This window comes from Variovorax sp. CCNWLW186 (assembly GCF_037203865.1).
GTDB lineage: Bacteria > Pseudomonadota > Gammaproteobacteria > Burkholderiales > Burkholderiaceae_C > Variovorax.
Genome location: NZ_JBBCBO010000014.1, coordinates 18,564 through 42,826 on the forward strand (window position 1 = coordinate 18,564; position 24,263 = coordinate 42,826).

Annotated in this window: 23 protein-coding genes and 1 tRNA gene; 13 read left to right on the forward strand and 11 right to left on the reverse strand. The window is 64.3% G+C overall.

Features of this window, described 5'->3' with window-relative positions:
• Positions 1 to 105 precede the first annotated feature (105 nt).
• Positions 106 to 774 carry an RNA pyrophosphohydrolase gene (locus V9K97_RS17380; RefSeq protein ID WP_126747149.1) on the forward strand — a complete coding sequence of 223 codons (669 nt, stop codon included), beginning with the start codon at positions 106 to 108 and terminating at the stop codon, positions 772 to 774.
• Positions 722 to 1,315 carry a CNP1-like family protein gene (locus tag V9K97_RS17385; protein ID WP_337319553.1) on the forward strand — a complete coding sequence of 198 codons (594 nt, stop codon included), beginning with the start codon at positions 722 to 724 and terminating at the stop codon, positions 1,313 to 1,315. The genes V9K97_RS17380 and V9K97_RS17385 overlap by 53 nt, the downstream gene beginning before the upstream one ends.
• Before the next feature lie 34 nt (positions 1,316 to 1,349).
• On the opposite strand, the gene proB is transcribed toward V9K97_RS17385, so the two are convergent.
• From proB to rplU, 4 genes are all read right to left on the reverse strand, one after another.
• Positions 1,350 to 2,489: a glutamate 5-kinase gene (proB, locus tag V9K97_RS17390; RefSeq protein WP_337319554.1), complete on the reverse strand. Its 1,140-nt coding sequence runs from the start codon at positions 2,487 to 2,489 to the stop codon at positions 1,350 to 1,352.
• A 109-nt stretch (positions 2,490 to 2,598) separates the two neighbouring features.
• Complete coding sequence (gene cgtA, locus V9K97_RS17395; protein ID WP_258502151.1) at positions 2,599 to 3,675, reverse strand: Obg family GTPase CgtA; 1,077 nt, start codon at positions 3,673 to 3,675, stop codon at positions 2,599 to 2,601.
• 70 nt (positions 3,676 to 3,745) lie between these two features.
• Positions 3,746 to 4,006: a 50S ribosomal protein L27 gene (rpmA, locus tag V9K97_RS17400; protein WP_028259150.1), complete on the reverse strand. Its 261-nt coding sequence runs from the start codon at positions 4,004 to 4,006 to the stop codon at positions 3,746 to 3,748.
• A gap of 21 nt (positions 4,007 to 4,027) precedes the next feature.
• Positions 4,028 to 4,339 carry a 50S ribosomal protein L21 gene (gene rplU / locus V9K97_RS17405; protein ID WP_337298489.1) on the reverse strand — a complete coding sequence of 104 codons (312 nt, stop codon included), beginning with the start codon at positions 4,337 to 4,339 and terminating at the stop codon, positions 4,028 to 4,030.
• 191 nt (positions 4,340 to 4,530) lie between these two features.
• Between rplU and V9K97_RS17410 the strand changes: the two genes are divergently transcribed.
• The 10 genes from V9K97_RS17410 (at position 4,531) to V9K97_RS17455 (ending at position 13,986) form a co-directional block, all read left to right on the forward strand.
• Entirely contained in the window at positions 4,531 to 5,523 is a 993-nt protein-coding gene (locus V9K97_RS17410) for a polyprenyl synthetase family protein (protein WP_337319555.1), read from the forward strand.
• Positions 5,524 to 5,572: 49 nt separating this feature from the next.
• Positions 5,573 to 5,649, forward strand: a tRNA-Pro gene (locus V9K97_RS17415).
• A 115-nt stretch (positions 5,650 to 5,764) separates the two neighbouring features.
• Complete coding sequence (gene pilB / locus V9K97_RS17420; RefSeq protein ID WP_258502153.1) at positions 5,765 to 7,504, forward strand: type IV-A pilus assembly ATPase PilB; 1,740 nt, start codon at positions 5,765 to 5,767, stop codon at positions 7,502 to 7,504.
• 29 nt (positions 7,505 to 7,533) lie between these two features.
• Positions 7,534 to 8,763 (forward strand): type II secretion system F family protein, encoded by a 1,230-nt coding sequence (locus V9K97_RS17425; protein ID WP_337319556.1) that lies wholly within the window; start codon positions 7,534 to 7,536, stop codon positions 8,761 to 8,763.
• A complete protein-coding gene (locus V9K97_RS17430) occupies positions 8,763 to 9,728 on the forward strand; it encodes a prepilin peptidase (RefSeq protein ID WP_337319557.1) in 966 nt (321 codons plus the stop codon). Before V9K97_RS17425 ends, V9K97_RS17430 begins: the two co-directional genes overlap by 1 nt.
• 11 nt (positions 9,729 to 9,739) lie before the next feature.
• Positions 9,740 to 10,342, forward strand: a complete 603-nt coding sequence (gene coaE, locus V9K97_RS17435; protein WP_337319707.1) for a dephospho-CoA kinase — start codon at positions 9,740 to 9,742, stop codon at positions 10,340 to 10,342.
• Positions 10,343 to 10,416: 74 nt separating this feature from the next.
• Positions 10,417 to 11,910: an MBOAT family O-acyltransferase gene (locus tag V9K97_RS17440; RefSeq protein WP_337298487.1), complete on the forward strand. Its 1,494-nt coding sequence runs from the start codon at positions 10,417 to 10,419 to the stop codon at positions 11,908 to 11,910.
• 25 nt (positions 11,911 to 11,935) lie between these two features.
• The gene (locus V9K97_RS17445; RefSeq protein ID WP_258502156.1) at positions 11,936 to 12,952 is read left to right on the forward strand and encodes a hypothetical protein; all 1,017 of its coding nucleotides are present in this window, start codon (positions 11,936 to 11,938) and stop codon (positions 12,950 to 12,952) included.
• Positions 12,953 to 12,979: 27 nt separating this feature from the next.
• Positions 12,980 to 13,735: a cell division protein ZapD gene (gene zapD, locus V9K97_RS17450; protein ID WP_337298485.1), complete on the forward strand. Its 756-nt coding sequence runs from the start codon at positions 12,980 to 12,982 to the stop codon at positions 13,733 to 13,735.
• Between the two features lie 29 nt (positions 13,736 to 13,764).
• Positions 13,765 to 13,986 (forward strand): DNA gyrase inhibitor YacG, encoded by a 222-nt coding sequence (locus tag V9K97_RS17455; protein WP_258502157.1) that lies wholly within the window; start codon positions 13,765 to 13,767, stop codon positions 13,984 to 13,986.
• Between the two features lie 21 nt (positions 13,987 to 14,007).
• Here the strand turns inward: V9K97_RS17455 and V9K97_RS17460 are convergent, their stop codons facing one another.
• From V9K97_RS17460 to secA, 5 genes are read right to left on the reverse strand one after another with little or no spacing between them, the layout of a single operon-like run.
• The gene (locus tag V9K97_RS17460; protein ID WP_337319559.1) at positions 14,008 to 15,975 is read right to left on the reverse strand and encodes an acyltransferase family protein; all 1,968 of its coding nucleotides are present in this window, start codon (positions 15,973 to 15,975) and stop codon (positions 14,008 to 14,010) included.
• A gap of 52 nt (positions 15,976 to 16,027) precedes the next feature.
• Positions 16,028 to 16,477 carry a (deoxy)nucleoside triphosphate pyrophosphohydrolase gene (locus V9K97_RS17465; protein ID WP_337319561.1) on the reverse strand — a complete coding sequence of 150 codons (450 nt, stop codon included), beginning with the start codon at positions 16,475 to 16,477 and terminating at the stop codon, positions 16,028 to 16,030.
• Entirely contained in the window at positions 16,474 to 17,349 is an 876-nt protein-coding gene (locus V9K97_RS17470) for an ATP-binding protein (RefSeq protein ID WP_337319562.1), read from the reverse strand. The genes V9K97_RS17465 and V9K97_RS17470 overlap by 4 nt, the downstream gene beginning before the upstream one ends.
• Entirely contained in the window at positions 17,346 to 18,575 is a 1,230-nt protein-coding gene (gene argJ, locus V9K97_RS17475; protein ID WP_337319564.1) for a bifunctional glutamate N-acetyltransferase/amino-acid acetyltransferase ArgJ, read from the reverse strand. Before argJ ends, V9K97_RS17470 begins: the two co-directional genes overlap by 4 nt.
• Positions 18,576 to 18,602: 27 nt before the next feature.
• On the reverse strand, positions 18,603 to 21,395 hold the full coding sequence (gene secA / locus V9K97_RS17480) for a preprotein translocase subunit SecA (protein ID WP_337298481.1): 2,793 nt from the start codon (positions 21,393 to 21,395) through the stop codon (positions 18,603 to 18,605).
• Between the two features lie 191 nt (positions 21,396 to 21,586).
• Here secA and V9K97_RS17485 point away from each other — a divergent pair, with 191 nt between their 5' ends.
• Positions 21,587 to 21,895, forward strand: a complete 309-nt coding sequence (locus V9K97_RS17485) for a hypothetical protein (RefSeq protein ID WP_126746989.1) — start codon at positions 21,587 to 21,589, stop codon at positions 21,893 to 21,895.
• Between the two features lie 48 nt (positions 21,896 to 21,943).
• Here the strand turns inward: V9K97_RS17485 and V9K97_RS17490 are convergent, their stop codons facing one another.
• Both V9K97_RS17490 and V9K97_RS17495 read right to left on the reverse strand, forming a co-directional pair.
• The gene (locus V9K97_RS17490) at positions 21,944 to 22,927 is read right to left on the reverse strand and encodes a Bug family tripartite tricarboxylate transporter substrate binding protein (RefSeq protein WP_337319566.1); all 984 of its coding nucleotides are present in this window, start codon (positions 22,925 to 22,927) and stop codon (positions 21,944 to 21,946) included.
• A gap of 30 nt (positions 22,928 to 22,957) precedes the next feature.
• On the reverse strand, positions 22,958 to 24,169 hold the full coding sequence (locus V9K97_RS17495; RefSeq protein WP_337319568.1) for a pyridoxal-phosphate dependent enzyme: 1,212 nt from the start codon (positions 24,167 to 24,169) through the stop codon (positions 22,958 to 22,960).
• Positions 24,170 to 24,263: the final 94 nt, after the last annotated feature.

Sequence of the window (24,263 nt, forward strand, 5' to 3'; positions counted from 1 at the left end):
AGGCGCCGGGAGAGACCTCCGGGAACCCGTGAGCCTCGAACTGGCCGCTTGCCGAGCGCAACCCGGCATGCATAATCGACTCAGTTCAAAAATTGGGGTTTGATTATGCTCGACCGGGACGGCTTCAGGCCCAACGTCGGCATCATCCTGCTCAACCAGAGAAACCAGGTTTTCTGGGGCAAACGCATACGCACGCATTCCTGGCAGTTTCCGCAAGGCGGCATAGACCGCGGGGAAAGTCCCGAACAAGCCATGTTCCGGGAACTGCACGAGGAAGTCGGGCTCCATCCGGAGCACGTGCGCATCGTGGCCCGTACCCGTGACTGGTTGCGCTACGAGGTGCCGGATCGGTTCATTCGCCGTGACGCACGGGGCCACTACAAAGGCCAGAAGCAAATCTGGTATTTGCTGCAATTGATCGGTCACGACTGGGACTTGAACCTGCGTGCGACCGACCACCCCGAGTTCGACGCCTGGCGATGGCACGATTACTGGGTGCCGCTCGATGTGGTCGTCGAATTCAAACGCGGCGTCTACGAGATGGCACTGACCGAGCTCGCTCGCTACCTGCCGCGGCAGGATTTCCGCAACCGTTTTCTGCGCAGCAATGTGCGCGCCCGAGAGTTCGAGCGCCACACGCCAGACGGCGGCGCGCCCGCGGGTCTGGACCTGCCGCCCGGCGGCAGTTTCGATCCGCATCCCGACATTCCTTCAGTGAGCGATGAACCTTCTTCTCCCGACAACAAAGCGCCTTTCCTTCCGTCGCAACGCTGAACGCGCCCTGCTTCTCCTGTGCGTGGCCGTGCTTGCCGGATGCGCATCTGGCAAGCACGACACCGACAACCCCGACTGGGCGCAGTCCGGCATGCCGCCGCCGCCCAAGCGGACCGAGTCGGACACCGAGTGGGCGGAAACCACGGCGCCACCGCCGCCCGCATTCAGCGAGAGCCGTCTGCTGCCGATCGAGATGCCTCCCTACATGACGCTGAAGTTCGGCGTCGATCCGAACACCATCGCCATCACGCCGGACGGCATCGTGCGCTACGTGGTGGTGGCGCAGAACCGCAACGGCGGGGGCGCCAACGCGTTCTACGAAGGCGTGCGCTGTTCGACCGCGGAGATGAAGAGCTATGCCCGCTACAACAACGGGACCTGGCAGGAAACCAAGACGCCCGAGTGGAAGCGCATCGACGACCTGAACTCGCGCTACGCGAAGGCACTGTCGACCCAGGCGCTGTGCCGCGGCAATGCGCCGCGCAATTCGGTCGGGGACATGGTGCGAAACCTGCGCAATCCGGTTCGCGAAGTTCAGTGAAACAGTAACGGGGCCTTGGGCCCCGTTTTTTTCATCAGCTCGGCATCAACACCATGTTGTCGCGGTGCACCATCTCTGGCTCCGCAACATAGCCCAGCAAGCGCTCGAACTCCGATGAGGGCTTGCGGCACAGCAGGCGGGCTTCGACGCTCGAGTAGTTCGCCAGGCCGCGGGCCAGCTCGACGCCGTCGGTGTCGCGCACGGCAATCACATCGCCGCGCGAAAACTCACCCGAGACGCCCGTCATGCCGATGGGCAGCAGGCTCTTGCCTTCTGCGCGCACCTTGGCCGCGGCGCCGGCATCGACGGTCACGGAGCCGCGCAGCTGCAGGTGGTCGGCCATCCAGCGCTTGCGCGCCTGGTGCTTGGCCGTCTGGGCAACCAGGAGCGTGCCAATCGGCTCACCGCGTGCCAGGCGCAGCAGGGCGTCGGGCTCCCGGCCCCAGGCAATCACGGTGGAAGCGCCGGAGCCGGCCGCGCGCTTGGCCGCCAGGATCTTCGTGATCATGCCGCCGCGGCCGAGGCTGGAGCCCGCTCCGCCCGCCATGGCTTCGAGCGCGGGATCGCCCGCCGCCGCCTCGTGCACGAACTTGGCGTCCGGGTCCTTGCGCGGATCGGCGGTAAAGAGGCCCTTCTGATCGGTGAGGATGACCAACGCATCTGCCTCGACCAGGTTGGCTACGAGCGCGCCGAGCGTGTCGTTGTCGCCGAACTTGATCTCGTCGTTGACGACGGTGTCGTTCTCGTTGATGACCGGCACCACGCCGAGCCTCAGCAGCGTGACGAGCGTGGAGCGCGCATTGAGATAGCGCTCGCGGTCGGCGAGGTCGGCATGGGTCAGCAGCACTTGCGCGCTGCCCATTTCGTTCTCGCGCAGCTTGGTTTCGTACATCTGGGCCAAGCCCATCTGCCCGACGGCGGCGGCCGCCTGGAGCTCGTGCACCTCGTGCGGCCGGGTGCGCCAGCCAAGGCGTTTCATGCCTTCGGCAATGGCGCCGCTCGACACCATCACGACCTCTCGCCCATCGCGCACCAGCGCCGCAAGCTGGCGGCACCATTCGCCGATGGCGCCCTCGTCCAAGCCCCGTCCTTCGTTGGTAACGAGGCTCGAGCCCACCTTGACGACGATTCGGCGGGCGTCCCGCAATGCAGTGGATCCGGAATTCGAGGTCATTTGAGGCTGTGGCGGTCGGTCTTGAAAGCTGCTTGTTCTGCTATGTGTGGAAAGCTTGTTGCATCGGCCTCGAAGCGGGCATCGGATGCCCGGCGAGGCCGCGCGGCTCTCAGTTTGGATCGGGCGGCAATTCGGTGAAGCGCGGATCGACCTCGGCCGGAACCTGTTCAGCTACCTGCTGCGCCTTGATGTGCTGATACACCGCCTGCACCAGATGCTCGCAGCCCTCGCGCGTGAGCGCGGAGATCTCGAACACCGGCCCCTTGAAACGCATGCGCTTCACGAAGTCCTTGATGCGCGCGGCGCGCTCGTCGCCGGGCACCATGTCGAGCTTGTTGAGCACGAGCCAGCGCGGCTTCTCGTAGAGCGCGGTGTCGTACTTCTTCAGCTCGCCGACGATGGCCTTGGCCTGCGCCACGGGATCGACGGACTCGTCGAACGGTGCAAGATCGATCACGTGCAGCAGCAGGCGGGTCCGCTGGAGGTGACGCAGGAACAGGTGGCCCAGGCCGGCCCCTTCCGAAGCGCCTTCGATCAGGCCGGGAAGGTCCGCCACCACGAAACTCTGCTCCGGGCCCACGCGAACCACGCCGAGATTCGGATGCAGCGTGGTGAAGGGATAGTCCGCAATGCGCGGGCGGGCGTTCGAGATGGCGCTGATCAGCGTCGACTTGCCCGCATTGGGCATACCGAGCAGGCCGACGTCGGCGAGCACCTTGAGTTCGAGCTTGAGGCTTTTCTTTTCGCCGGGCCAGCCAGGCGTTTTCTGGCGGGGAGCGCGGTTGATGGCGCTCTTGAAGCGCATGTTCCCGAAGCCGCCGTCGCCACCCTTGGCAATGGTGATGACCTCGCCTTCTTTCAGCAGCTCGTACAGCACTTCGCCGGTTTCGGCATCGCTGATGATGGTGCCGACGGGCATCTTCAGGACGATGTCGTCGCCGGCCGCGCCGAACATGTCGGAGCCCATGCCGTGCTCGCCGCGCTTGGCCTCGTGGCGGCGCGAGTAGCGGAAGTCGACCAGGGTGTTGAGGTTGGAATCGGCCACCGCGTAGACGTGGCCGCCGCGGCCGCCGTCGCCGCCGTTGGGGCCGCCGAATTCCTTGTATTTTTCATGACGGAACGACACGCAGCCGTTGCCGCCATCGCCAGCGGCGATGTCGATGAAGGCTTCGTCGACGAACTTCATGGGGTATCCAGTGTACAAATGAAGAAGCCCCGGCAAAGCGGGGCTTCGAGCTGATCGAAGTGACCTGGGCTTATGCCGCGGGGGTCACGTTGACCATGTGCTTGTTCAGTGCGCCCTTGACGCCGAACGACACGTGGCCGTCGACCAGTGCGAACAGCGTGTGGTCCTTGCCCACGCCGACGTTCACGCCGGGGTGGAACTGGGTGCCGCGCTGGCGCACGATGATCGAGCCTGCGCTGATCAGTTCGCCGCCGAAGGCCTTCACACCGAGCATCTTGGGCTTGGAATCGCGCCCGTTTCGCGTTGAGCCGCCGCCTTTTTTCTGTGCCATGGAATCTGCTCCTATGCCGGGTTAAGCGGCGATCGCGCCGATTTGCAATTCGGTGAACTGCTGGCGATGGCCTTGACGTTTCTGATAGTGCTTACGACGGCGCATCTTGAAGATGCGAACCTTGTCGTGCTTGCCGTGCGACAGTACCGTGACTGTCACCGTTGCGCCGGACACCAGGGGCGTACCGACCTTGATTTCGCTGCCGTTGCCGACTGCGAGAACCTGATCGATCACGATTTCCTGGCCTACATCCGCAGCAATCTGTTCTACTTTAATTTTTTCGCCGGAAGCAACGCGATACTGCTTGCCGCCGGTTTTTATGACCGCGTACATGTGAACCTCTTGGGAATATGAGCTCTACGGCGAATTCCGCAGAGCCCTAGATTCTAGCACGGTTTGCACGCGCTAACATGGTTTCGGCCCAGGCCGGCCCCGGACGGCCTCCGGCTCGTCCCTATAATCTGCGCCTTCCGGCCTTGTGCCGCCGCTACCTTCCGTACTCAGACGCGCCGCGCGCAAACGCCTTGCCAGTTCACGCCGCCGATACCTCCCCCACCGCCACCGTGCTGGATTTGATCGCCGGCGACATGGTCGAAGTCGACCATGTGATTGCGCGGCGCCTCGATACGGGCGTGCCCCTGGTCAGCCAGGTTTCCAAGTACATCATCTCCGCAGGGGGAAAGCGGCTGCGGCCGGCACTGCTGCTGCTCATGTCGGGAGCCCTTGGGTACACCGGCGAGCAGCGCTTCAACCTGGCGGCGGTGGTGGAGTTCATCCACACCGCCACGCTGCTGCACGACGACGTGGTCGATGAATCGACCCTGCGGCGCGGGCGCCCCACGGCCAACGAATCGTTCGGGAACCCGGCCAGCGTGCTGGTCGGCGACTTCCTGTACTCGCGCGCTTTCCAGATGATGTTGGATGCGAACAACATGCGCATCATGCAAATCCTGGCCGAAGCGACCAACGTGATCGCCGAAGGCGAAGTGTTGCAGTTGATGAACATGCATGACGCCTCGCTGGACGAAGCCGCCTATCTGCGCGTGATCCGCTCCAAGACCGCCAAGCTTTTCGAAGCCAGCACGCGGCTTGCCGCCGTTCTGGCCAGCGCCACGCCCGAAGTCGAGGAGGCCTGCGCCACCTACGGCCAGGCGCTGGGCACGGCGTTCCAGGTTATCGATGACGTGCTCGACTATGCCGGGGATGCGCATGAAACAGGCAAGAACGTGGGCGACGACCTCCGTGAAGGCAAGACCACACTGCCGCTGATCTTCGCCATGCGGCGCGGCAATGCCGAGCAGGCCGCACTGGTGCGCGCGGCAATCCAGGCAGGCGACACGGCCCAACTGGGCAAGATCGTGGAAATCGTCCACAGCACCGGGGCGCTGGAAGCATCGCGTGCCGCGGCCGCCGACGAAGCGAAACGTGCGATTCACGCACTGCGCGACTTTCCGTCCAATTTGCACGCCGACGGTTTGCTACAATTGGCGGCTCAGTTGCTTGAGCGACGTGCCTGAACACCTCACAAGAGTTGGCAAGGACGACTTTCTCTTTTTTGCAACCAATCGGGGTGTAGCTTAGCCTGGTAGAGCGCTACGTTCGGGACGTAGAGGCCGGAGGTTCGAATCCTCTCACCCCGACCAGTCTTTTAGGCTGGCACCAATAATGCCCGTGCCTGTTGCTGTGTAGCGATTTACAGGACGCGGGTGTTCAGCGATGATCGTGAAGCATTTTTTCACATCTTTTGCAATTCGCTGAATGGCTGCCGCCGAACTTCCTGTTAAAGAAAACACGCAAATCGCCCTTCCGGGCCTTGCGCGCGCATTGGTTTCGGCCGGCAAACTCCCTGCAAAGACAGCGGAAGACATCTATCAGAAGTCGCTGAGCAGCCGAACCAGCTTCATTGCAGAGCTGACCGGCAGTGGCGCCGTCTCGGCCGCCGACCTGGCCCACACGCTTTCTTCCGCCTTCGGCGCCCCGTTGCTCGACCTGGACGCGATCGACCATCAGCGGCTGCCCAAGGACCTGCTCGACCCGAAGCTGTGCCTTGCATACCGCATCGTGGTGCTCAGCAAGCGCAACAACCGTCTCATCGTTGCAACAGCGGACCCCTCCGACCAGCAGGCGGTGGAAAAGATCAAGTTCGCCTCGCAAATGGGCGTGGACTGGGTCATTGCCGAATACGACAAGCTGTCGCGAATGATCGAGGCCGCCGCTGTCAGCGCGTCGGAAACCCTCAACAATATCGTCGGCGGCGGGGATTTCGAGTTCGACGACGTCACGGCCGATACCTCGGGCGATACGAACGAACAGGCGGCCATCGCCGAAGTCGAGGATGCCCCGGTCGTCCGGTTCCTGCACAAGATGCTGCTCGACGGCGTCAGCATGCGCGCATCGGACATTCACTTCGAACCCTACGAGCACAACTACCGGGTGCGCTTTCGCATCGACGGCGAACTGCGCGAGATCGCCAGCCCGCCGACGCTCATCAAGGACAAGCTGGCCTCACGGATCAAGGTCATCTCCCGGCTCGACATCTCCGAAAAACGCATTCCGCAAGACGGGCGCATGAAGCTCAAGATCGGCCCGGACCGCGTGATCGACTTCCGCGTGAGCACCCTGCCCACGCTGTTCGGCGAGAAGATCGTGATCCGTATTCTGGATCCGAGCAGCGCGCGCCTGGGCATCGATGCGCTCGGTTACGACGCGGATGAAAAGGAGCGGCTGCTGAATGCAATCGGCCGTCCCTACGGCATGGTGCTGGTGACGGGCCCTACGGGTTCCGGAAAGACGGTGTCACTCTACACCTGCCTGAACCTGCTGAACCAGCCGGGCGTCAACATCGCCACGGCAGAAGACCCGTCTGAAATCAACCTGCCCGGGGTGAACCAGGTCAACGTCAACGAACGTGCCGGACTCACGTTCGCCGCCGCGCTGCGCGCTTTTCTCCGGCAGGATCCCGACATCATCATGGTCGGTGAAATCCGGGACCTCGAAACGGCCGACATCTCGATCAAGGCCGCGCAAACGGGCCACCTGGTGCTTTCGACGCTGCACACGAACGACGCGCCGACCACGCTCACGCGCATGCGGAACATGGGCATCGCACCGTTCAATATTGCGTCGAGCGTCATCCTGATCACTGCGCAGCGGCTGGCCCGCCGCTTGTGCCATCTCTGCCGTGCGCCGGCCGACGTGCCGCGCCAGGCCTTGCTCGACGCCGGCTTCAAGGAAGAAGAGCTCGATGGCTCCTGGAAGCCCTATCGCCCGGTCGGCTGCTCCGCGTGCAACGGCGGCTACAAGGGTCGCGTCGGCATCTACCAGGTGATGCCGATCTCCGAAGCCATCCAGGCCATCATCCTGCGCGACGGCAGCGCATTGGACATTGCGCGCCAGTCCGAAGCCGAGGGCGTTCGCTCGCTGCGGCAGTCGGGGCTCAGAAAAGTCATGCAAGGGCTCACCTCACTCGAAGAAGTGGTGGCGGTCACCAACGAATAACGAACACACCGTAAGAAATCGGAGATCGAATGGCAACAGTGGCATCCAAGCGCACTTCAAACACACTCAAGGAATCTGTCTACGAGTGGGAAGGCAAGGACCGCAACGGCAAGCTGGTGCGCGGCGAACTCCGTGCCGCCGGCGAGAACCAGGTGCAGGCCGCATTGCGCCGCCAGGGCGTTCTTGCATCCAAGATCAAGAAGCGCCGCATGCGCTCGGGCAAGACGATCAAGCCCAAGGACATCGCGATCTTCACGCGCCAGCTGGCAACGATGATGAAGGCGGGCGTTCCGTTGCTGCAGTCGTTCGACATCGTGGGCCGGGGCAACGCGAATCCGAGCGTTGCCAAGCTGCTGAACGACATCCGCAGCGACGTGGAGACCGGAACTTCGCTTTCAGCGGCATTCCGCAAGTTTCCGAAGTATTTCGACAACCTCTATTGCAACCTGGTGGAGGCTGGTGAAGCCGCCGGTATCCTGGAAGACCTGCTGGACCGTCTTGCCACGTACATGGAGAAGACCGAGGCGATCAAGTCCAAGATCAAGTCGGCGTTGATGTATCCCACTTCCGTGGTGGTGGTGGCGTTCGTGGTGGTCGCCATCATCATGATCTTCGTGATTCCGGCGTTCAAGGAAGTGTTCACGTCTTTCGGCGCCGACCTGCCCGCGCCGACGCTTTTCGTGATGGCCATGAGCGAATTCTTCGTCTCGTACTGGTGGCTGATCTTCGGCGGAATTGGCGGCGGCATTTACTTCTTCCTGCAGGCCTGGAAGCGCAACGAAAAAGTGCAGCGGGTGATGGACCGCGCATTGCTGCGCGTTCCGATCTTCGGAACTCTCATTGAAAAATCCTGCGTGGCCCGCTGGACCCGGACCCTGGCCACCATGTTTGCCGCCGGCGTTCCGCTCGTCGAAGCGCTCGATTCAGTGGGTGGCGCGTCGGGCAACACCGTTTACGGCGACGCCACGGCCAAGATCCAGCAAGAGGTCTCGACCGGCACCAGCCTCACCACGGCCATGACCAACGTCAACCTGTTCCCCTCGATGGTGATCCAGATGACGGCCATCGGTGAAGAATCCGGCTCCATCGACCACATGCTGGGCAAGGCCGCCGACTTCTACGAGTCCGAGGTGGACGACATGGTGGCCGGCCTCTCGAGCCTGATGGAGCCCATCATCATCGTGTTCCTGGGCACGATCATCGGCGGCATCGTGGTGTCGATGTACCTGCCTATCTTCAAGCTGGGCCAAGTGGTTTGATGCTGGTTTCGCGGGAGTTCGATGCCGCTTTGGCGGGCGTGCTGGGCCTATTGGTCGGCAGCTTCCTCAACGTGGTGATCTACCGTACCCCGGTGATGATGTACCGCAGTTGGCTAGCGGACGCTGTGGCCAATCTCATGTCGTCCAAGGATGCGCCTTCGCTCTGGACGCTGGTGTTCGGGCCTAAATCAGCGCCTCCCGCAGGGCTCGAAGCAGCGGCCGACAAGGCCGCCTTGGCCATCGAGAACCTGCCGCCTTTCAACCTGGCTCAGCCGGCTTCGCGCTGCGGGGCTTGCGGGCACAAAATCCGGTGGTACCAGAACATTCCGGTGCTGAGCTACCTGGTGCTGCGGGGGCGTTGCGCCGCCTGCAAGACGTTCATCAGCCCGCGCTATCCGCTGGTCGAACTGATCACGGGTGCGCTCTTCGCCCTTTGCGCCTATCGCTTCGGCCTGACACCCACCGGCGCACTCTGGGCAGCGTTCGCGGCGCTGCTGGTGTGCCAGTTCCTGATCGATTTCGATACGCAGTTCCTGCCGGACACCCTCAACTATCCGCTGCTCTGGCTGGGACTCATCGGCGCGGCCATGGGGTGGACTGGCGTTGCATTGAGTTCAGCGGTCTGGGGCGCCGTGTTCGGCTACCTGAGCCTCTGGCTTGTGTACCATGGCTATCGCCTGGCCACAGGCAAGGAAGGCATGGGATATGGCGACTTCAAACTGCTGGCTGCTTTGGGCGCATGGCTCGGGGCCGACTACCTCATCGCCATCGTCCTGGTTTCTTCGCTGGTGGGCGCGGTGATCGGCCTCACGCTGCGGCTTGTCGGCAAGCTGGCGCACAAGGACATTCCGATGGCGTTCGGCCCCTTTCTCGCCGGTGCGGGCCTGGTCTGCCTCGTCGCGGGCCCTGACGTCGTGCGGCAGTGGATTCCTTTCGCCTTCCCGCTCGACCCATTCATCCGTTGAAAAAGCGCGTGATGCGGCGCATCGGGTTGACGGGCGGAATCGGAAGCGGCAAAAGCACTGTCGCGGCGTTGCTGGTCGCCGAGGGCGCTGTGCTCGTCGACACCGATGCCATCGCGCGCCGCATTGCTGAACCAGGGGGCATTGCGATGCCCGCCATCGAAGCCGCCTTCGGCCACTCCGTGATTGCGCCGGATGGCGGCCTCGATCGCGCCGGCATGCGGCAGCTCGTGTTCGCCGACAGCGGCGCCAGGAAGCGCCTCGAGTCGATCCTCCACCCGCTGATCGGCGCCGAAACGGAACGCCTGGCCACGGCCGCAGGGCAGGCTCCTGTAGTCTTCGACGTGCCGCTCCTGGTCGAATCCGGCCGTTGGCGCGCCAATGTCGACAGGGTGCTCGTGGTCGATGCGACCGAGGAAACGCAGCTGCGCCGCGTCATCGCGCGCTCGGGCTGGGCGCCGGACGCGGTACGCACCGTGATCGCCCAGCAGGCTCCGCGCAAGCTGCGCAGAGAGGCCGCGGATGCGGTCATTTTCAACGAGTCGCTCTCCCTGGAGGAACTCGGCCGAGAGGTACGGAGTCTCTGGAAGCTGTGGGCTTCGCCCGGCACGCGATAATTCGAGACTTGCCGCAGCAGCGGCTGCACAACGATCAAGACAGAGAAGGCGCCACCGGGGTGCCATTCCCCGCGATGCTTTTCAACTCGTATCCCTTTATTTTTGTCTTCTTTCCGCTGGTCCTGATCGGTTTCTTCCTGATCGGCAAGCGCAATGCCCGGGCCGCCGCCGGATTTCTCGCCCTGGCATCGCTGTTCTTCTACGGCTGGTGGAGCGTCAAGGCGCTTCCGCTGCTGCTGGCGTCGATCTGCATCAACTATTGGTTCGGCCTGCGCCTGACGCCCGCCCCAGGGCGCGACGAGCGCAAGCGAAAGTCGCTGCTGATCATCGCGCTGGTGGTCAACCTCGGCGTGCTGGCAATCTTCAAGTACGCCAATTTCTTCGTTTCGAACGTGAACGACGGACTGGCCGCGGCGGGCCTCTCGCAGATCCCGCTGCTGCACATCGTGCTGCCGATCGGCATTTCGTTCTATACCTTTACCCAGATCGCCTTCCTGGTCGACTGCTGGCAGGGCAAGGTGCATGAGCGCAGCTTCATTCACTACGTGCTGTTCGTCACCTACTTTCCGCACCTGATCGCCGGCCCGGTGCTGCATCACGCGCAGATGATGCCGCAGTTCGGCAACCCGGCTACCTACCGGGTGAACGCGCGCAACATCGCGCTCGGCCTGGGCATCTTCACGTTCGGCCTGGCCAAGAAGATGCTGATCGCCGACCCGCTCGGGCAGTACGCGGACATGATGTTCAAGGGCGTTCACGAGGGCGTGTTGCCCTCGCTGTACACCGCATGGCTCGGTGTGCTTGCGTATACGCTGCAGATCTATTTCGACTTCTCGGGCTATTCGGACATGGCGGTCGGCCTGTCGCTGTGCATGGGCGTGCAGCTGCCGCTCAACTTCCGCTCACCGTACAAGTCGACCAACATCATCGAGTTCTGGCGCCGCTGGCACATCTCGCTCTCGAACTTTCTGCGCGACTACCTGTACGTGCCGCTCGGCGGCAACCGCAAAGGGCCGGCCAGGCGCTACCTGAACCTGTTCCTCACCATGCTGCTGGGCGGCCTGTGGCATGGCGCCGCGTGGACCTTCGTGATCTGGGGCGCGCTGCACGGCCTCTTCCTCATGGTCAACCATCTCTGGAACGCCACGGTCCGCCGCGGCAAGACAAGCTCGTCGCGCCTCGGCCGCGTGCTCGGGTGGTTCATCACCTTCCTGTGCGTGATGATTGCGTGGGTGGTGTTCCGCGCCGACAGCATGACGGCGGCCATCGAGATCTACAAGGGCATGCTGGGCATGCACGGCGTGATTCCCAGCGCTTTCGGCGAGTTCAAGGTGCCGTTCCGCAAGCCCGAGTTCTTCCAGACCATGCTGGCCGGCCTCGTCATCTGCCTGGCGCTGCCCCCGACCATCACGCTCGACCGCTGGATTCCATCCGTCGCCGCGCTGGCCGGGCGCCCCGCGCTCAACCGCATTGCAACAGCGCTGACGGCGTTGGGATGCGTTTTCCTCTTCGGCCTGTGCGTGTCGAAATTCGGCAACTACAGTCCCTTCCTCTATTTCCAGTTCTGACATGGAAGACACGAAACCGGCCCGCATGTGGCTCGCCATCTTCGCAGCAGGCTTTCTCGTCTGCTGCGTGCTGCTGGTCATCAGCCTGCTGTCCCCGATTCCCTATGGCGACCTGACTCGCATCGGGCGAATTTCCGAGCGCGAATTCGGGTGGCGCCATCCGCCCCCGCCCATTCCGGACGCCAACATCAAGGCTTTTCCGATCCAGGAAGCCGATGTGCTCGTGATCGGCGACAGCTTTTCTGTCCGCTATGCCTGGCAGTCGGAGCTGGTCGGCGCCGGCTACCGCGTTGCGACCACGCATTGGGACAAGACCGGGCCGATGTGCAGCGACTTCTCGGACTGGGTGCGCAAGTCCGGCTTCAAGGGCAGGGTTGTCATCATCGAAAGCATCGAGCGCCTGCTCCAGGGGCGCATCGAGGAGTCCAAGGAATGCGCAAGCATGAAGCGCCCGTTCGTGCCTTCGCCTCCTCCGTTCGAAAACCCGTCCAAGCCTGCTCTTACCGGCTTTCGTCTGAATTGGGACGCGGAACTGCTGAGAGGCTGGCTGACCTATCGCAATACCCGAGCCATTGAACGCTCCGAGAGCTGGACCAACACACCCGACCGCTGGGGCCCTCTCATCGATGCACGCACGGTGCCCGACGGCTGCAAGCAATTCAGCCACGTCGCCTGCAACAAATTGCTCATGACCGCGGAAGACCGGTTGATGGACCCGCTCACCGCGGACTCCGCCACCTTCATGGCAAAGTTCACCGAAAAAATGGCGCCATCCCTGCGCGTCATCTGGATGGTCGTGCCCAACAAGAGCACGGTGTACCTCGACCAGAACCATGCCGCCGCGTTCCGCAGCACGTTCAACGACCTGAAGATCGGGCCGGATCTTTTTACACTGTCCGAGCAGAACCGCTTCAAAATCACGGACTTGTATCCTGCCAACGAAACGCACGTCTCCACCGCCGGGTATCTGCTCTTCGGTCAGCGTATGCTGGAGGCTGTGCGTGAAGTACAGCCCACCCCGGCGGCCGCGAAATCGCCTTGAACTCGTCCCTCACATGAACCCGAACGCGTGATCCTCTACGAGTACCCATTCAACGAGCGCATCCGGACCTATTTGAGGCTGGAGCACCTGTTCCGCCGCCTCGGCGAGTTGGTGCCCGCGGAATCCGCGCTCTCCCATCATTTCGCCTTGGTCACGATTTTCGAGATCATGGACGTTGCCGCGCGCGCCGACCTCAAGGCCGACGTGATGCGCGATCTCGAAAAGCACAAGAACGTCTTCAACAGCTACCGTGGCAACCCGGCGATCGCCGAGGCGGCGCTGGACCAGGTCGTCACCCAACTCGAGCGCAATTTTGCGGCGCTCAACAGCGTCTCCGGCAAGGCCGGCCAAGCGCTGACCGAAAACGAGTGGCTCATGAGCATCCGCAGCCGTGCCGGCATTCCGGGCGGCACTTGCGAGTTCGACCTGCCCGCGTACTACGCCTGGCAGCACCGCAGCGCGGCAAGCCGGCGCACGGACCTGGAGCGCTGGTCGGGCACGCTCGCGCCGCTCGCCGAATCGATCTACCTGCTCCTCAAGCTGCTGCGCGAGGCCGACGTGCCCTACAAGGTGATCGCCACCCACGGGCAGTTCCAGCAGAACCTGCCTCAGGGGCGCAGCTTCCAGCTGCTGCGCCTGCGGATCGACCCGGCACTCGGACTGGTGCCCGAAATCAGCGGCAACCGGCTCATGGTTTCGGTGCGAATGATGCGCCACGAGGCCGACGACCGCCTGCACCAGAGCACGGAAGACGCCGCCTTCGAACTCACGCTCTGCGCCTGAGCGCAGCAGCGCGCCAAGACACACACGCCATGAGCAACGGCAGGACCCACAACGACATCGGCGAGCGGATCGTCCGCTGCCCGGCCTGCGGCGGCGACAGCATCTACGCCGCCAGCAATCCCTATCGGCCCTTTTGCAGCGCGCGTTGCAAAGGCATCGACCTCGGCGCATGGGCCAACGAAGAATTCAGGATGCCCGCCGAAGAGCCGCCGGACGACGAACCCTTCGGCGATCCAAAGCTGAAGCAGTAGCTGGCTGCGGCGGCCGCCGCGCTATTTCTTCAGCGCTGCGCTGCCGTCGTTCAGCAACGCGCGGTCCATGTAAGTCGCGAACGAGCGCGTGTACTTGGGCCGCAGATGGCCGGCGTCCTTGTATGCAGGAGCGCCATCGGGCATGGTGCGCAGGCACTGGCCATCGGCCGTGCACAGGTTGGCGACCGCATCAATCACCTCCACGCCGCTCGCAATGCCTATCTGCCGCAGCTTGTCGTTCAGTTCGCGCTGGTCCTGCAGTATCGGCAGCGTCGGCATCGAGCTCGTCACCTTCATGGATGCGAGCCGGCTGCCTTCCAGCAGACGCTTCGGCTCGAAATCGGGGCTCACGGGAATGTCGAGCAGCAAATAGACCTTCTTGCCCTTGCTCGACAGTTCGCGCAGCAGCTGGCCGAGCGAGTCGAATGCCAGCGCCATGCCGTCGCCGCCGCGGAACTGATGCGCCGCGCCGCTCGCATCACGGAAGTAATAGCCGGGCGCGCCGCCCGCGATGAAGTAGCAGTTCCAGCAGCCGCCGATCACCACCGTGTCGATCTCGGGGCTGCGAGCAAATTCCAGCACCGCGGTGCGCCGCTCGGCGCAGCCTATGTTCGCGTCGGCATAAACACCGGGAATCGGCGGACAGGACCCCTGCGTCGCGAAGTAGATGGTGTTGGCCTTGTCGGGTACCGTGCGCGCGAGCTCTTCAGCGCGCGGACCATATTGCTGCACATGGCTGTCGCCGATCAGCAAACTCTTCCGCGAGCCCTTGCCGACCTGATAGAGCAAGTGCCGTCCGAGTTCGTAGTTCTTGAAATCGTCGTAGTAGCCCACGTCCGCGGCTGCCTCCGAGATCTGCTGCAGACGAATGTCGTGATGGCGCGGCTGCAGCACGCCAGAGAAAACCACCAAACCCACGACCACCAGCGCAATGCCCAAGCCAGCAAGCCAGCGCAGCAGACCGGGGCTGGTGCGCGTACGCGTGTAGCGCTCGACGAACCGATAGGTCAACCAGGCCAGCACCACGCTCGCGACGACCGCCCCCGCGCGTACTGGCAGCGACGGCATTCCATCGCTCAGGATGCGCGCATAAGCGAGCAGCGGCCAATGCCACAGATAAAGCGGATAGCTGATGAGCCCGATCCACACCATCACGCGGTTCGAGAGCAGGTACTTGTTCAGGAAGCCCGTGGGGCCGGCCGCAATGCAACTCACCGCCCCCAGCGTGGGCAGCAACGCCCACCAGCCGGGAAAGGCCTTGTCGCCGCGGATCATCACAAGCCCCAGTCCGAGCAGGCCCACACCGACGAAGGACTGCACATGGCTGCGCAAGCGGCTCGGCGCAGCGGGCTTCAGACGCATGCACGCGAGAATGCCGCCCACCATCAGCTCCCAGAAGCGCGAAGCCGGCGAATAGAAAGCCGCGGTGCGAAACGGATGGATCGTGAGCACATTGACGAGAAATGACACCACCGCAATCGCGAGGATCACGCGGATCATTGGCCAGCGGCGGCGCCAAGCCACGCCCAGCAGCACTGGCCAGAAAATGTAGAACTGCTCTTCGATGCCAAGCGACCACAGATGCAGCAGCGGTTTGGTTTCCGCAGCGGTATCGAAATAGCCCGCATCCGCCCAGAACACGAAATTGGCAAAGAAGGCCGCGCCACCCGTGACCTGCTTGCCCAGCTGCGCGAACTCGTCGGACAGCAGCATGTACCAGCCGAAGCACAAGGTGGCCAAGAGCACCAGGATCAGGGCTGGGAAGATGCGCCGGATACGCCGGGCGTAGAAGTCGCGGTAGCTGAAATCGCCCGCCACCTGGCTCTGCAAGAGGATGGTCGAGATCAGGAAGCCCGAGATCACGAAGAAGATGTCGACACCGATGAAACCGCCGGGCAGCACGCCCGGAAACGCGTGATAGATCACCACGGAGGCCACGGCAATGGCACGCAGGCCGTCTATGTCCGGTCGGTACTTGGGATGCAGCATCTATTGGAGTCGTTGAACGCGCTGTGGCGGTTCTGATTGTTTTTGGGCAAGCCTACGCGGCCGACCCGGCGGCATGAGGAAGTCCGCGCTCCTCGGCCAGCCATTCAAGCACCGGCATGGCGCCGGGCAGCACGGGCGTCACATCCAGCGGCAGCTGCTGCCAGCGCATTTCCTGCCCTTCGCGCATTTCGAATTCACCGCTCCAGGCCGTGACCTTGCACCAGTGCAGCCGCACCAGCGCATGAGGATAGTCGTGCTCGGTGACTTTCCAGACCTCGGCGCCCCCGATGGTGATGCCGAGTTCTTCCTGCAGCTCGCGCCGCAGCGCCTGCTCGACCGTTTCGCCCGCCTCGATCTTGCCGCCCGGAAACTCCCAGAAGCCGGCGTATGCCTTGCCCTCTGGGCGAGTCGACAGCAGCAGCGCGTCGTCGGCCACGCGGATCAGCACGCCGACGGCCACCTCGGTGTGCTTGCGGCCCCCGGGTTGCGGCTGCGCGCTCATGCGCTGGCCCGCCCAGCGTAGTCGCGCGCGAACTGGTAGGCCACGCGGCCGCTGCGCGAGCCTCGCTCGAGTGCCCAGACCAGCGCCTCGGGCCGAGCCGCCTCGATGGCAGCCTGTTCGATCCCGAAGGAGGACAGCCACTGCGCAACGATGGCCAGGTATTCGTTCTGGCTGAATGGGTAGAAGCTGACCCATAGGCCGAAGCGCTCCGACAGCGAAATCTTCTCTTCGATCACCTCGCCCGGATGCACTTCGCCGTCCTCGGTGTGGGTGTACGAAAGGTTGTCCTTCATGTATTCGGGCAGCAGGTGGCGCCGGTTGCTGGTCGCGTAGATCAGCACGTTGGGCGTGGCCGCCGCAATCGAGCCATCCAGGATCGACTTCAGCGCCTTGTAGCCCGGCTCGCCTTCGTCAAAGCTCAGGTCGTCGCTGAACACGATGAATTTCTCGGGCCGATGCGACACCACCTCGACGATGTCCGGCAGGTCGGTCAGTTCGGCCTTGTCGACTTCGATCAGGCGCAGCCCCTGCGGCGCATAGGCCTGCAGGCAGGCACGAATGAGCGACGACTTGCCCGTGCCGCGCGCGCCGGTCAGCAGCACGTTGTTGGCCGGCTTGCCTTCGACGAACTGGCGCGTGTTGCGCTCGATCTTTTCCTTCTGGACGTCGATTTCCTTCAGTGAATCGAGCGCCATTGCGGCCACGTGCTTCACCGGCTCGAGCACGCCATGGCCCGAGCTGCGGCGCCGATAGCGCCAAGCGATCGACGCGTTCCAGTCGGCAGGTGCAGCCAGCGGCTGCGGCAGGATCGATTCGATGCGGCCGATCAGCTGCTCGGCGCGCTCGATCAGCTTCTGGAACTGCTCATTCATGACCTGTAGTCGGCGTTGATGGTCACGTAGTCGTGGCTCAGATCGCAGGTCCACACCGTTTCGCTCGCGTTGCCGCGGCCCAGGCCGATGCGCACCGTGATCTCGCTCTGCTTCATCACGCGCTGGCCGTCTTCTTCGCGGTACGACGGGTTGCGCCCGCCTTTCACCGCGACGTGCACGTCGTCCAGGAACAGGTCGATGCCGGTCTGATCGAGATCGGCAATGCCGGCATAGCCCACGGCCGCCAGGATGCGACCCAGGTTCGGGTCGCTCGCAAAGAAAGCGGTCTTCACCAGCGGCGAATGCGCCACGGCATAAGCCACTTGCCTGCACTCTTCCGGATTGCGGCCGCCCTCGACCTGGATGGTGATGAACTTGGTGGCGCCTTCGCCGTCGCGCACGATGGCCTGAGCCAATTGGCGCGCCACGTTCTGCATGGCAGCCACGAGTGCCTGGCCCTCTGCCGATTCCAGCGAGGTGATGGTTGCGTGCGCAGCCTTCTGCGTCGCGATGACCACGAACGAGTCGTTGGTCGAGGTGTCGCCGTCGATGGTCACGCGGTTGAACGAAGCGTCGGCCAGGCGCTTGGCCAGCGGCTGGATCAGCGACGGGTCGATCTTCGCGTCGGTGGCCATGAAGCCTAGCATCGTTGCCATGTTCGGGCGGATCATGCCTGCGCCCTTGCTGATGCCGGTGATGGTGACCGTGGCACCGCCGACCTGCGCCTGCTGGCTGAAGGCCTTGGGAATCGTGTCGGTGGTCATGATGCCTTCGGCCGCACGCGCCCAGTGGTTCTCCGAAGCGTCAGCCAGCGCGGCGGGCAGGCCGGCTTCGATGCGATCCACCGGCAGCGGCTCCATGATCACGCCGGTCGAGAACGGCAGGATCTGCTCGGGCGCGATTTCGAGGTGGCGCGCCAGTGCGATGCAGGTGGAGCGCGTGCGCATCAGGCCGTCTTCGCCCGTGCCGGCGTTGGCGTTGCCGGTGTTGATGACCATGGCGCGAATGCCGTAGTTGGCCGCCAAGTGGTCGCGGCAGACCTGCACCGGCGCTGCGCAGAAACGGTTCTGGGTGAACACGCCTCCAACCGCCGAGCCTTCGTCGATCAGCACGACGGTAAGGTCCTTGCGGTTGGCCTTGCGCACACCCGCTTCGGCCACGCCGATGCGGACGCCGGGCACCGCGAACAAGGCGGCAGGATCAGGAGCGGACAGGTTCACGGGCATGGGAGGTTCTCTTCCGGAGTTTCTGGGTCAGCTGAGCTTGCCGTGGCACTGCTTGTACTTCTTGCCACTGCCGCAGGGGCACGGGTCGTTGCGGCCGACGCGCGCAAAGGCAGCCGCCTCGGCGCTGAGCGTGCCCAGCCCCAAGCCCGCGGCCGCGATGCGGCGCTGGTTTTCTTCGTCGAGGCGAACCTCGACCTCGCCGGTTTCGGTCGGCGCGCTGTAGGTGATGTTCGAAACGTTTTCGCCGCGGCTCTCGAGCGCGTCCGCCGCCTGCTCGAGCTGCTCGCCCGACTGCACGCGCACCGTCATCAGCTGGCGCGTGACTTCGTTCTTGACCGAATCGAGCAGCTGGCCAAAGAGCTCGAAGGCTTCGCGCTTGTATTCCTGCTTGGGCTGCTTTTGCGCATAGCCGCGCAGGTGGATGCCCTGGCGCAGGTAGTCGAGCGAAGCCAGGTGCTCGCGCCAGTGCGTGTCGATGCTCTGCAGCAGCACCATGCGCTCGAACTGGGTGAAGTTTTCCTGGCCGATCAGCGCCACCTTGGCGTCGAAGGTGTCGTTGGCGGCCTTCACCACCTTTTCGACGATGTCTTCGTCGCTCACGGCCTCGGCGGCCTCGACTTCGCTCTTCAAGGGCATGTCGATGCCCCACTCGTTGAAGAGCGTCTTCTCCAGGCCCGCCAGGTCCCATTGCTCCTCGACCGATTCGGCCGGCACGTACTGGCGCACCAGGTCGACAAAGCAGCCCTCGCGCAGCGCCGCGATCTGCGCCGTCAGGTCGGCTGCGTCGAGGATGTCGTTGCGCTGCTGGTAGATCACCTTGCGCTGGTCGTTCGACACGTCGTCGTATTCGAGCAGCTGCTTGCGGATGTCGAAGTTGCGCGCCTCGACCTTGCGCTGCGCGCTTTCGATGCTGCGCGTGACAATGCCCGCTTCGATGGCTTCGCCGTCGGGCATCTTCAGGCGATCCATGATCGCCTTCACGCGGTCGCCCGCAAAGATGCGCATCAGCGGATCGTCCAGGCTCAGGTAGAAGCGCGAGGAGCCCGGGTCGCCCTGGCGGCCCGAACGGCCGCGCAGCTGGTTGTCGATGCGGCGCGACTCATGGCGCTCGGTCGCGATGATGCGCAAGCCGCCCAGCGACTTGACGAATTCATGGTCCTTGGTCCACTCGGCGCGGATGCGTGCCACTTCGGCCTGCTTGGCGGCCTCGTCAAGCGACTCGTCGTTCTCGACCGCCTCGATCATCTTCTCGATGTTGCCGCCCAGCACGATGTCGGTACCGCGGCCCGCCATGTTGGTCGCGATGGTGATCATCTTCGTGCGGCCGGCCTGCGCCACGATGTCGGCTTCGCGCGCATGCTGCTTGGCGTTGAGCACCTGGTGCGGGAGCCCCGCCTTGGTGAGCAGGCCGTCGATGATTTCGGAGTTCTCGATCGACGAGGTGCCCACCAGCACCGGCTGGCCGCGCTCGTAGCATTCGCGGATGTCCTGGATGGCCGCTTCGTACTTTTCGCGCGTGGTCTTGTAGACGCGATCGAGCTGGTCTTCGCGCTTGCTGATGCGGTTCGGCGGAATGATGACGGTCTCGAGACCGTAGATTTCCTGGAACTCGTAGGCCTCGGTGTCGGCCGTACCGGTCATGCCGGCCAGCTTGTTGTACAGGCGGAAGTAGTTCTGGAAGGTGATCGAGGCGAGCGTCTGGTTCTCGGCCTGGATCTGCACGCCTTCCTTGGCTTCCACGGCTTGGTGCAGGCCGTCGCTCCAGCGGCGGCCCGTCATCAGGCGGCCGGTGAATTCGTCGACGATGACCACTTCGCCCTGCTGCACCACGTAATGCTGGTCGCGGTGATACAGGTGCCGTGCGCGCAGCGCGGCGTTCAGGTGGTGCATCAGCGTGATGTTCGCCGGATCGTAGAGCGAGGCGCCTTCGGGCAGCAGCTTGAATTCGCTCAAGAGCTGCTCGGCCTTCTCGTGGCCGTCTTCGGTCAGGAACACCTGGTGCGTCTTCTCGTCGACCGTGAAGTCGCCCGGCACCGTGACGCCTTCGCCCGTGCGCGGATCGGCTTCGCCTTCCTGCTTGGTCAGCAGGGGCACCACCTTGTTGATGGCCAGGTAGAGCTCGGTGTGGTCTTCGGCCTGGCCGCTGATGATCAGCGGCGTGCGCGCCTCGTCGATCAGGATGGAGTCCACCTCGTCGACGATGGCGTAGTTCAGCGCGCGCTGAACCCGGTCGCCCGGCTCGTACACCATGTTGTCGCGCAAGTAGTCGAAGCCGTATTCGTTGTTGGTGCCGTACGTGATGTCGCTGGCGTAGGCCTGCTGCTTTTCCTCGCGCGGCATCTGCGGCAGGTTGATGCCCACCGTAAGCCCCAGGAAGTTGTACAGGCGGCCCATCCACTGGGCGTCGCGGTTGGCGAGGTAGTCGTTCACCGTGACCACGTGCACGCCGTTGCCCGACAGGGCATTCAGGTACACCGGCAGCGTGGCAGTCAGCGTCTTGCCTTCGCCGGTGCGCATTTCGGCGATCTTGCCGTTGTGAAGCGCCATGCCGCCGAGCAGCTGCACGTCGAAATGGCGCATCTTCATGACGCGCTTGGAGCCTTCGCGCACGGTGGCAAAAGCTTCAGGCAACAGGGCATCGAGGGTTTCGCCCTTGGCGATGCGGTCCTTGAATTCCTGGGTTTTTGCGCGCAGCCCGTCGTCGGTGAGCTTCTCGAATTCGGGTTCCAGCGCATTGATGCGCTCCACCGTCTTGCGATACTGCTTGAGGAGCCGGTCGTTGCGACTGCCGAAAATCTGGGTCAGGAAGTTGGTTGCCATTGGCGTGGAGATGGGCGTGCACCTGACACAACAGGCACTGCGACCGGATTCCCTAAGATATGGTGAAAGCAGTTGGGCGCGCCTTCTTCGAATGCAAGCCTCGAAAGCAAGCGGCTCAGACCGGATCTGCCGGCGCAAGCGTCGGCAAACCGGGCATTTTAGCTGCCCTTGTTCCACCCTCCGGATTACCCATGAATCGCCGCTCCGTCCCGCCCGTCACGCTGCACCAGGCCGCCGAAGGTTCGCCGACCCTGGCGAGCCTGATTGCGCGCGCGCGCGACTCCGGCGACCGACTGCGGGCGGTCGAGGGATTGATCCCGCCCGCCATGCGCCCGGCCGTGCAGGCCGGCCCGGCCGAGGGGGATGTGTGGTGCTTGCTGGTCAACGGCAGCGCCGCGGCCGCCAAGTTGCGCCAGCTGTCGCCCATGCTGGTCACCCGGCTGCGAAACCGGGGCTGGGACGTGAACACGATCCGGATCAAGGTGCAATCCGGGCGCTGAAAGAAAAAGGCGGCCGCCTGGGCCCCGGGCCGCCGATCCGGCCGATCTCTATTGCGGCTGAAGCCCGATGTCGTGCGCCACCTTCCGCCAGCGCTCGGCTTCCGCGCGCATGAAAGCCCGCAGCTCGCCCGCGGTGGAACCCTTCAACTGCACCCCCAGCGCCGTCATGCGCTCCCTCACCGACGAATGGTCCAGCGCCGCGACGGCTTCGCGCCGCAGCCGCTCGATAACCTCCAGCGGCGTGGTGGCAGGCGCGACCAGCGCCCACCACTGGTCGATCTCGAGCCCCTTGAGCCCGCTTTCGGTAAGGGCGGGCACCTCCTTCAGGCCCGGAAGGCTCACGCGTTGCGCGCTCGTCACCAAAAGCGGACGGATCCGGTTGGCCCCCATCAGGCTGGAGCCGCTGGCCAGCGTTGCGAAATGCCCGCCCACCGTGCCCGCGGCCACATCGGTAAGGGCCGGCGCCGATCCGCGGTAGGGAACCATGTTGAACTTGATCCCGGTGCGGCTCGCCAGCAGCTCGGCCGCCAGATGGCTCACCGTGCCGGCTCCGCTGTGCGCAATGGCCGGCGGCATCAGCCGGGCAGCAGCCGTCTTGATGAAGGTCTTGAAGTCGCGACTGTCGTCGTCCATGCCCGCAAAGAACACGAGCGGGGAGGTGCCGATCATCGTCACCGGCGTGAAGTCGCGCAGCAGGTCGTAGGGCAACCGCGCCGTTACCGCGGGCGCAATGGCGTGCGGCAACTCGACAATGGCCAGCGTGTAGCCGTCGGGCGCGGCCTTGGCCGCCGCCTCGGTGCCGATCTGGCCGGCCGCTCCGGGCCGGTTGTCGACGATCACCGTGCTGCCGAGCGTCTGGCTCATGCGCTGCGCCATGGCGCGCGCAATGGCGTCGGTGCTCCCGCCCGCCGCCCACGGCACGATCAGCTTGATGGGCTTGTCGGGAAAGGCCGCCCAGGCGCGCTGCGCCGTGGCGCCGAAGAGAGCGGCCGAGCCGGCGGCCAGGAAAGCGCGGCGTTGCATTGCTTGCATGGTTTCGATTCCTTTGGATAACTAGGGAGCTCAGGCGGTCTCGTCCGGCCAGCTCGGATCACGCGACGCGTTGGCGGTCAGCATCAGCACCACGTGGGCATCGCCCGCGATGGCGCCGCCTTCGCGCAACTGGCGCACGGCGTCCAGCCCGCCCGCGGCGCAGAGCTCGGCACTCACGCCGGCCGCCGTGAGCTTCTGCCGCGCAGCGCGGGCCTGCTCGTCGCCGACCACCACCGCGCCTCCCCCGGAGGCGACGGCCGCCTGCCACTGCAAAAAGGTCACGGTGGAGCCGGCGGTGGAAAACTGCGCGGTGTGGCCGGGATACGCGCCATTGAGTGCGCCGCCGGCCAGCACGCGCGAGAGGCGCGCAAACGGCTCCACCAGCCAGAGTCGCGGCAGGCGCGCAATGCGCCCGGCGGCCAGCAGGTCGCGAAAGCCCGCGTAGATACCCCACGCCAGGTCGCCGCGCGCCGTCGGAATCACGATGTGATCGGGCAGGCCGCCCTCGTTCAGGCACTCCAGGGCGATGGGCTTGTAGCCTTCGATTGCCAGCGGCGCGCTGCCCAATGCGGGCAGGCGGTAGTTCGTCAGCGCGAAATAGCCCGCATGTTGTGAGCGCTCACGCACAAACGCCCACCGGCCGGCGTTGTCTGCAAAGGTGTAGCGCCGGGCACCGAGGGCGTCGAGCTGCCGTGCATAGGCGGCCGGCAGGCCTTCATAGGTTGCCACTTCGCAGCCCAGGCCCGCGGCCCACGCATAGTGCGCCGCAGAGATCGCGGCGTTGCCCGACGAGGCCAGCACCAGCGTGTGGGCACCGAAGTCCAGCGCCTGGGCCACACCTACGGCCGTCATGCGGTCCTTGTGCGAGCCGGTGGGGTTGGACGATTCGTCCTTGAGCGCAAGGCGTGCCACGCCGAACTCGCGCGCCAGCTCCGGCATCTCCAGCAGCGGCGTGCCGCCCTCGCCCAGCGTGAAGCCCGGCGTGTAAGGCATAGGCAGCGGGCCGCCGCTCTCGGGCCGGTAGCTGGCACGCAAGCCGGCATGAACGCCCGTGGCACGGCAGGCCGGGCAGCCGTCGTTCGCCAGGGTGAGCGGATAAGGAGCCTCGCAGCGCAGGCAACGAAAGCCCTGCAAGCCAGGGTTTCTCACCGGCTGCGGCGGGCGCGCCCGCGCGGTGCCCGGCGAATCGGTGGGCGGCTCGGAAGGCGAGGCGAACTTGAAGTGCATTACGGGCGCGGGCATGTGTCAGGCGGTCTTGGGTAGAAGTCGTGCCTAAATCTTAGGCATCTGCAAATAAAATCATCTAGCTTGGAATACTCAAGCGATAAGAAAACTT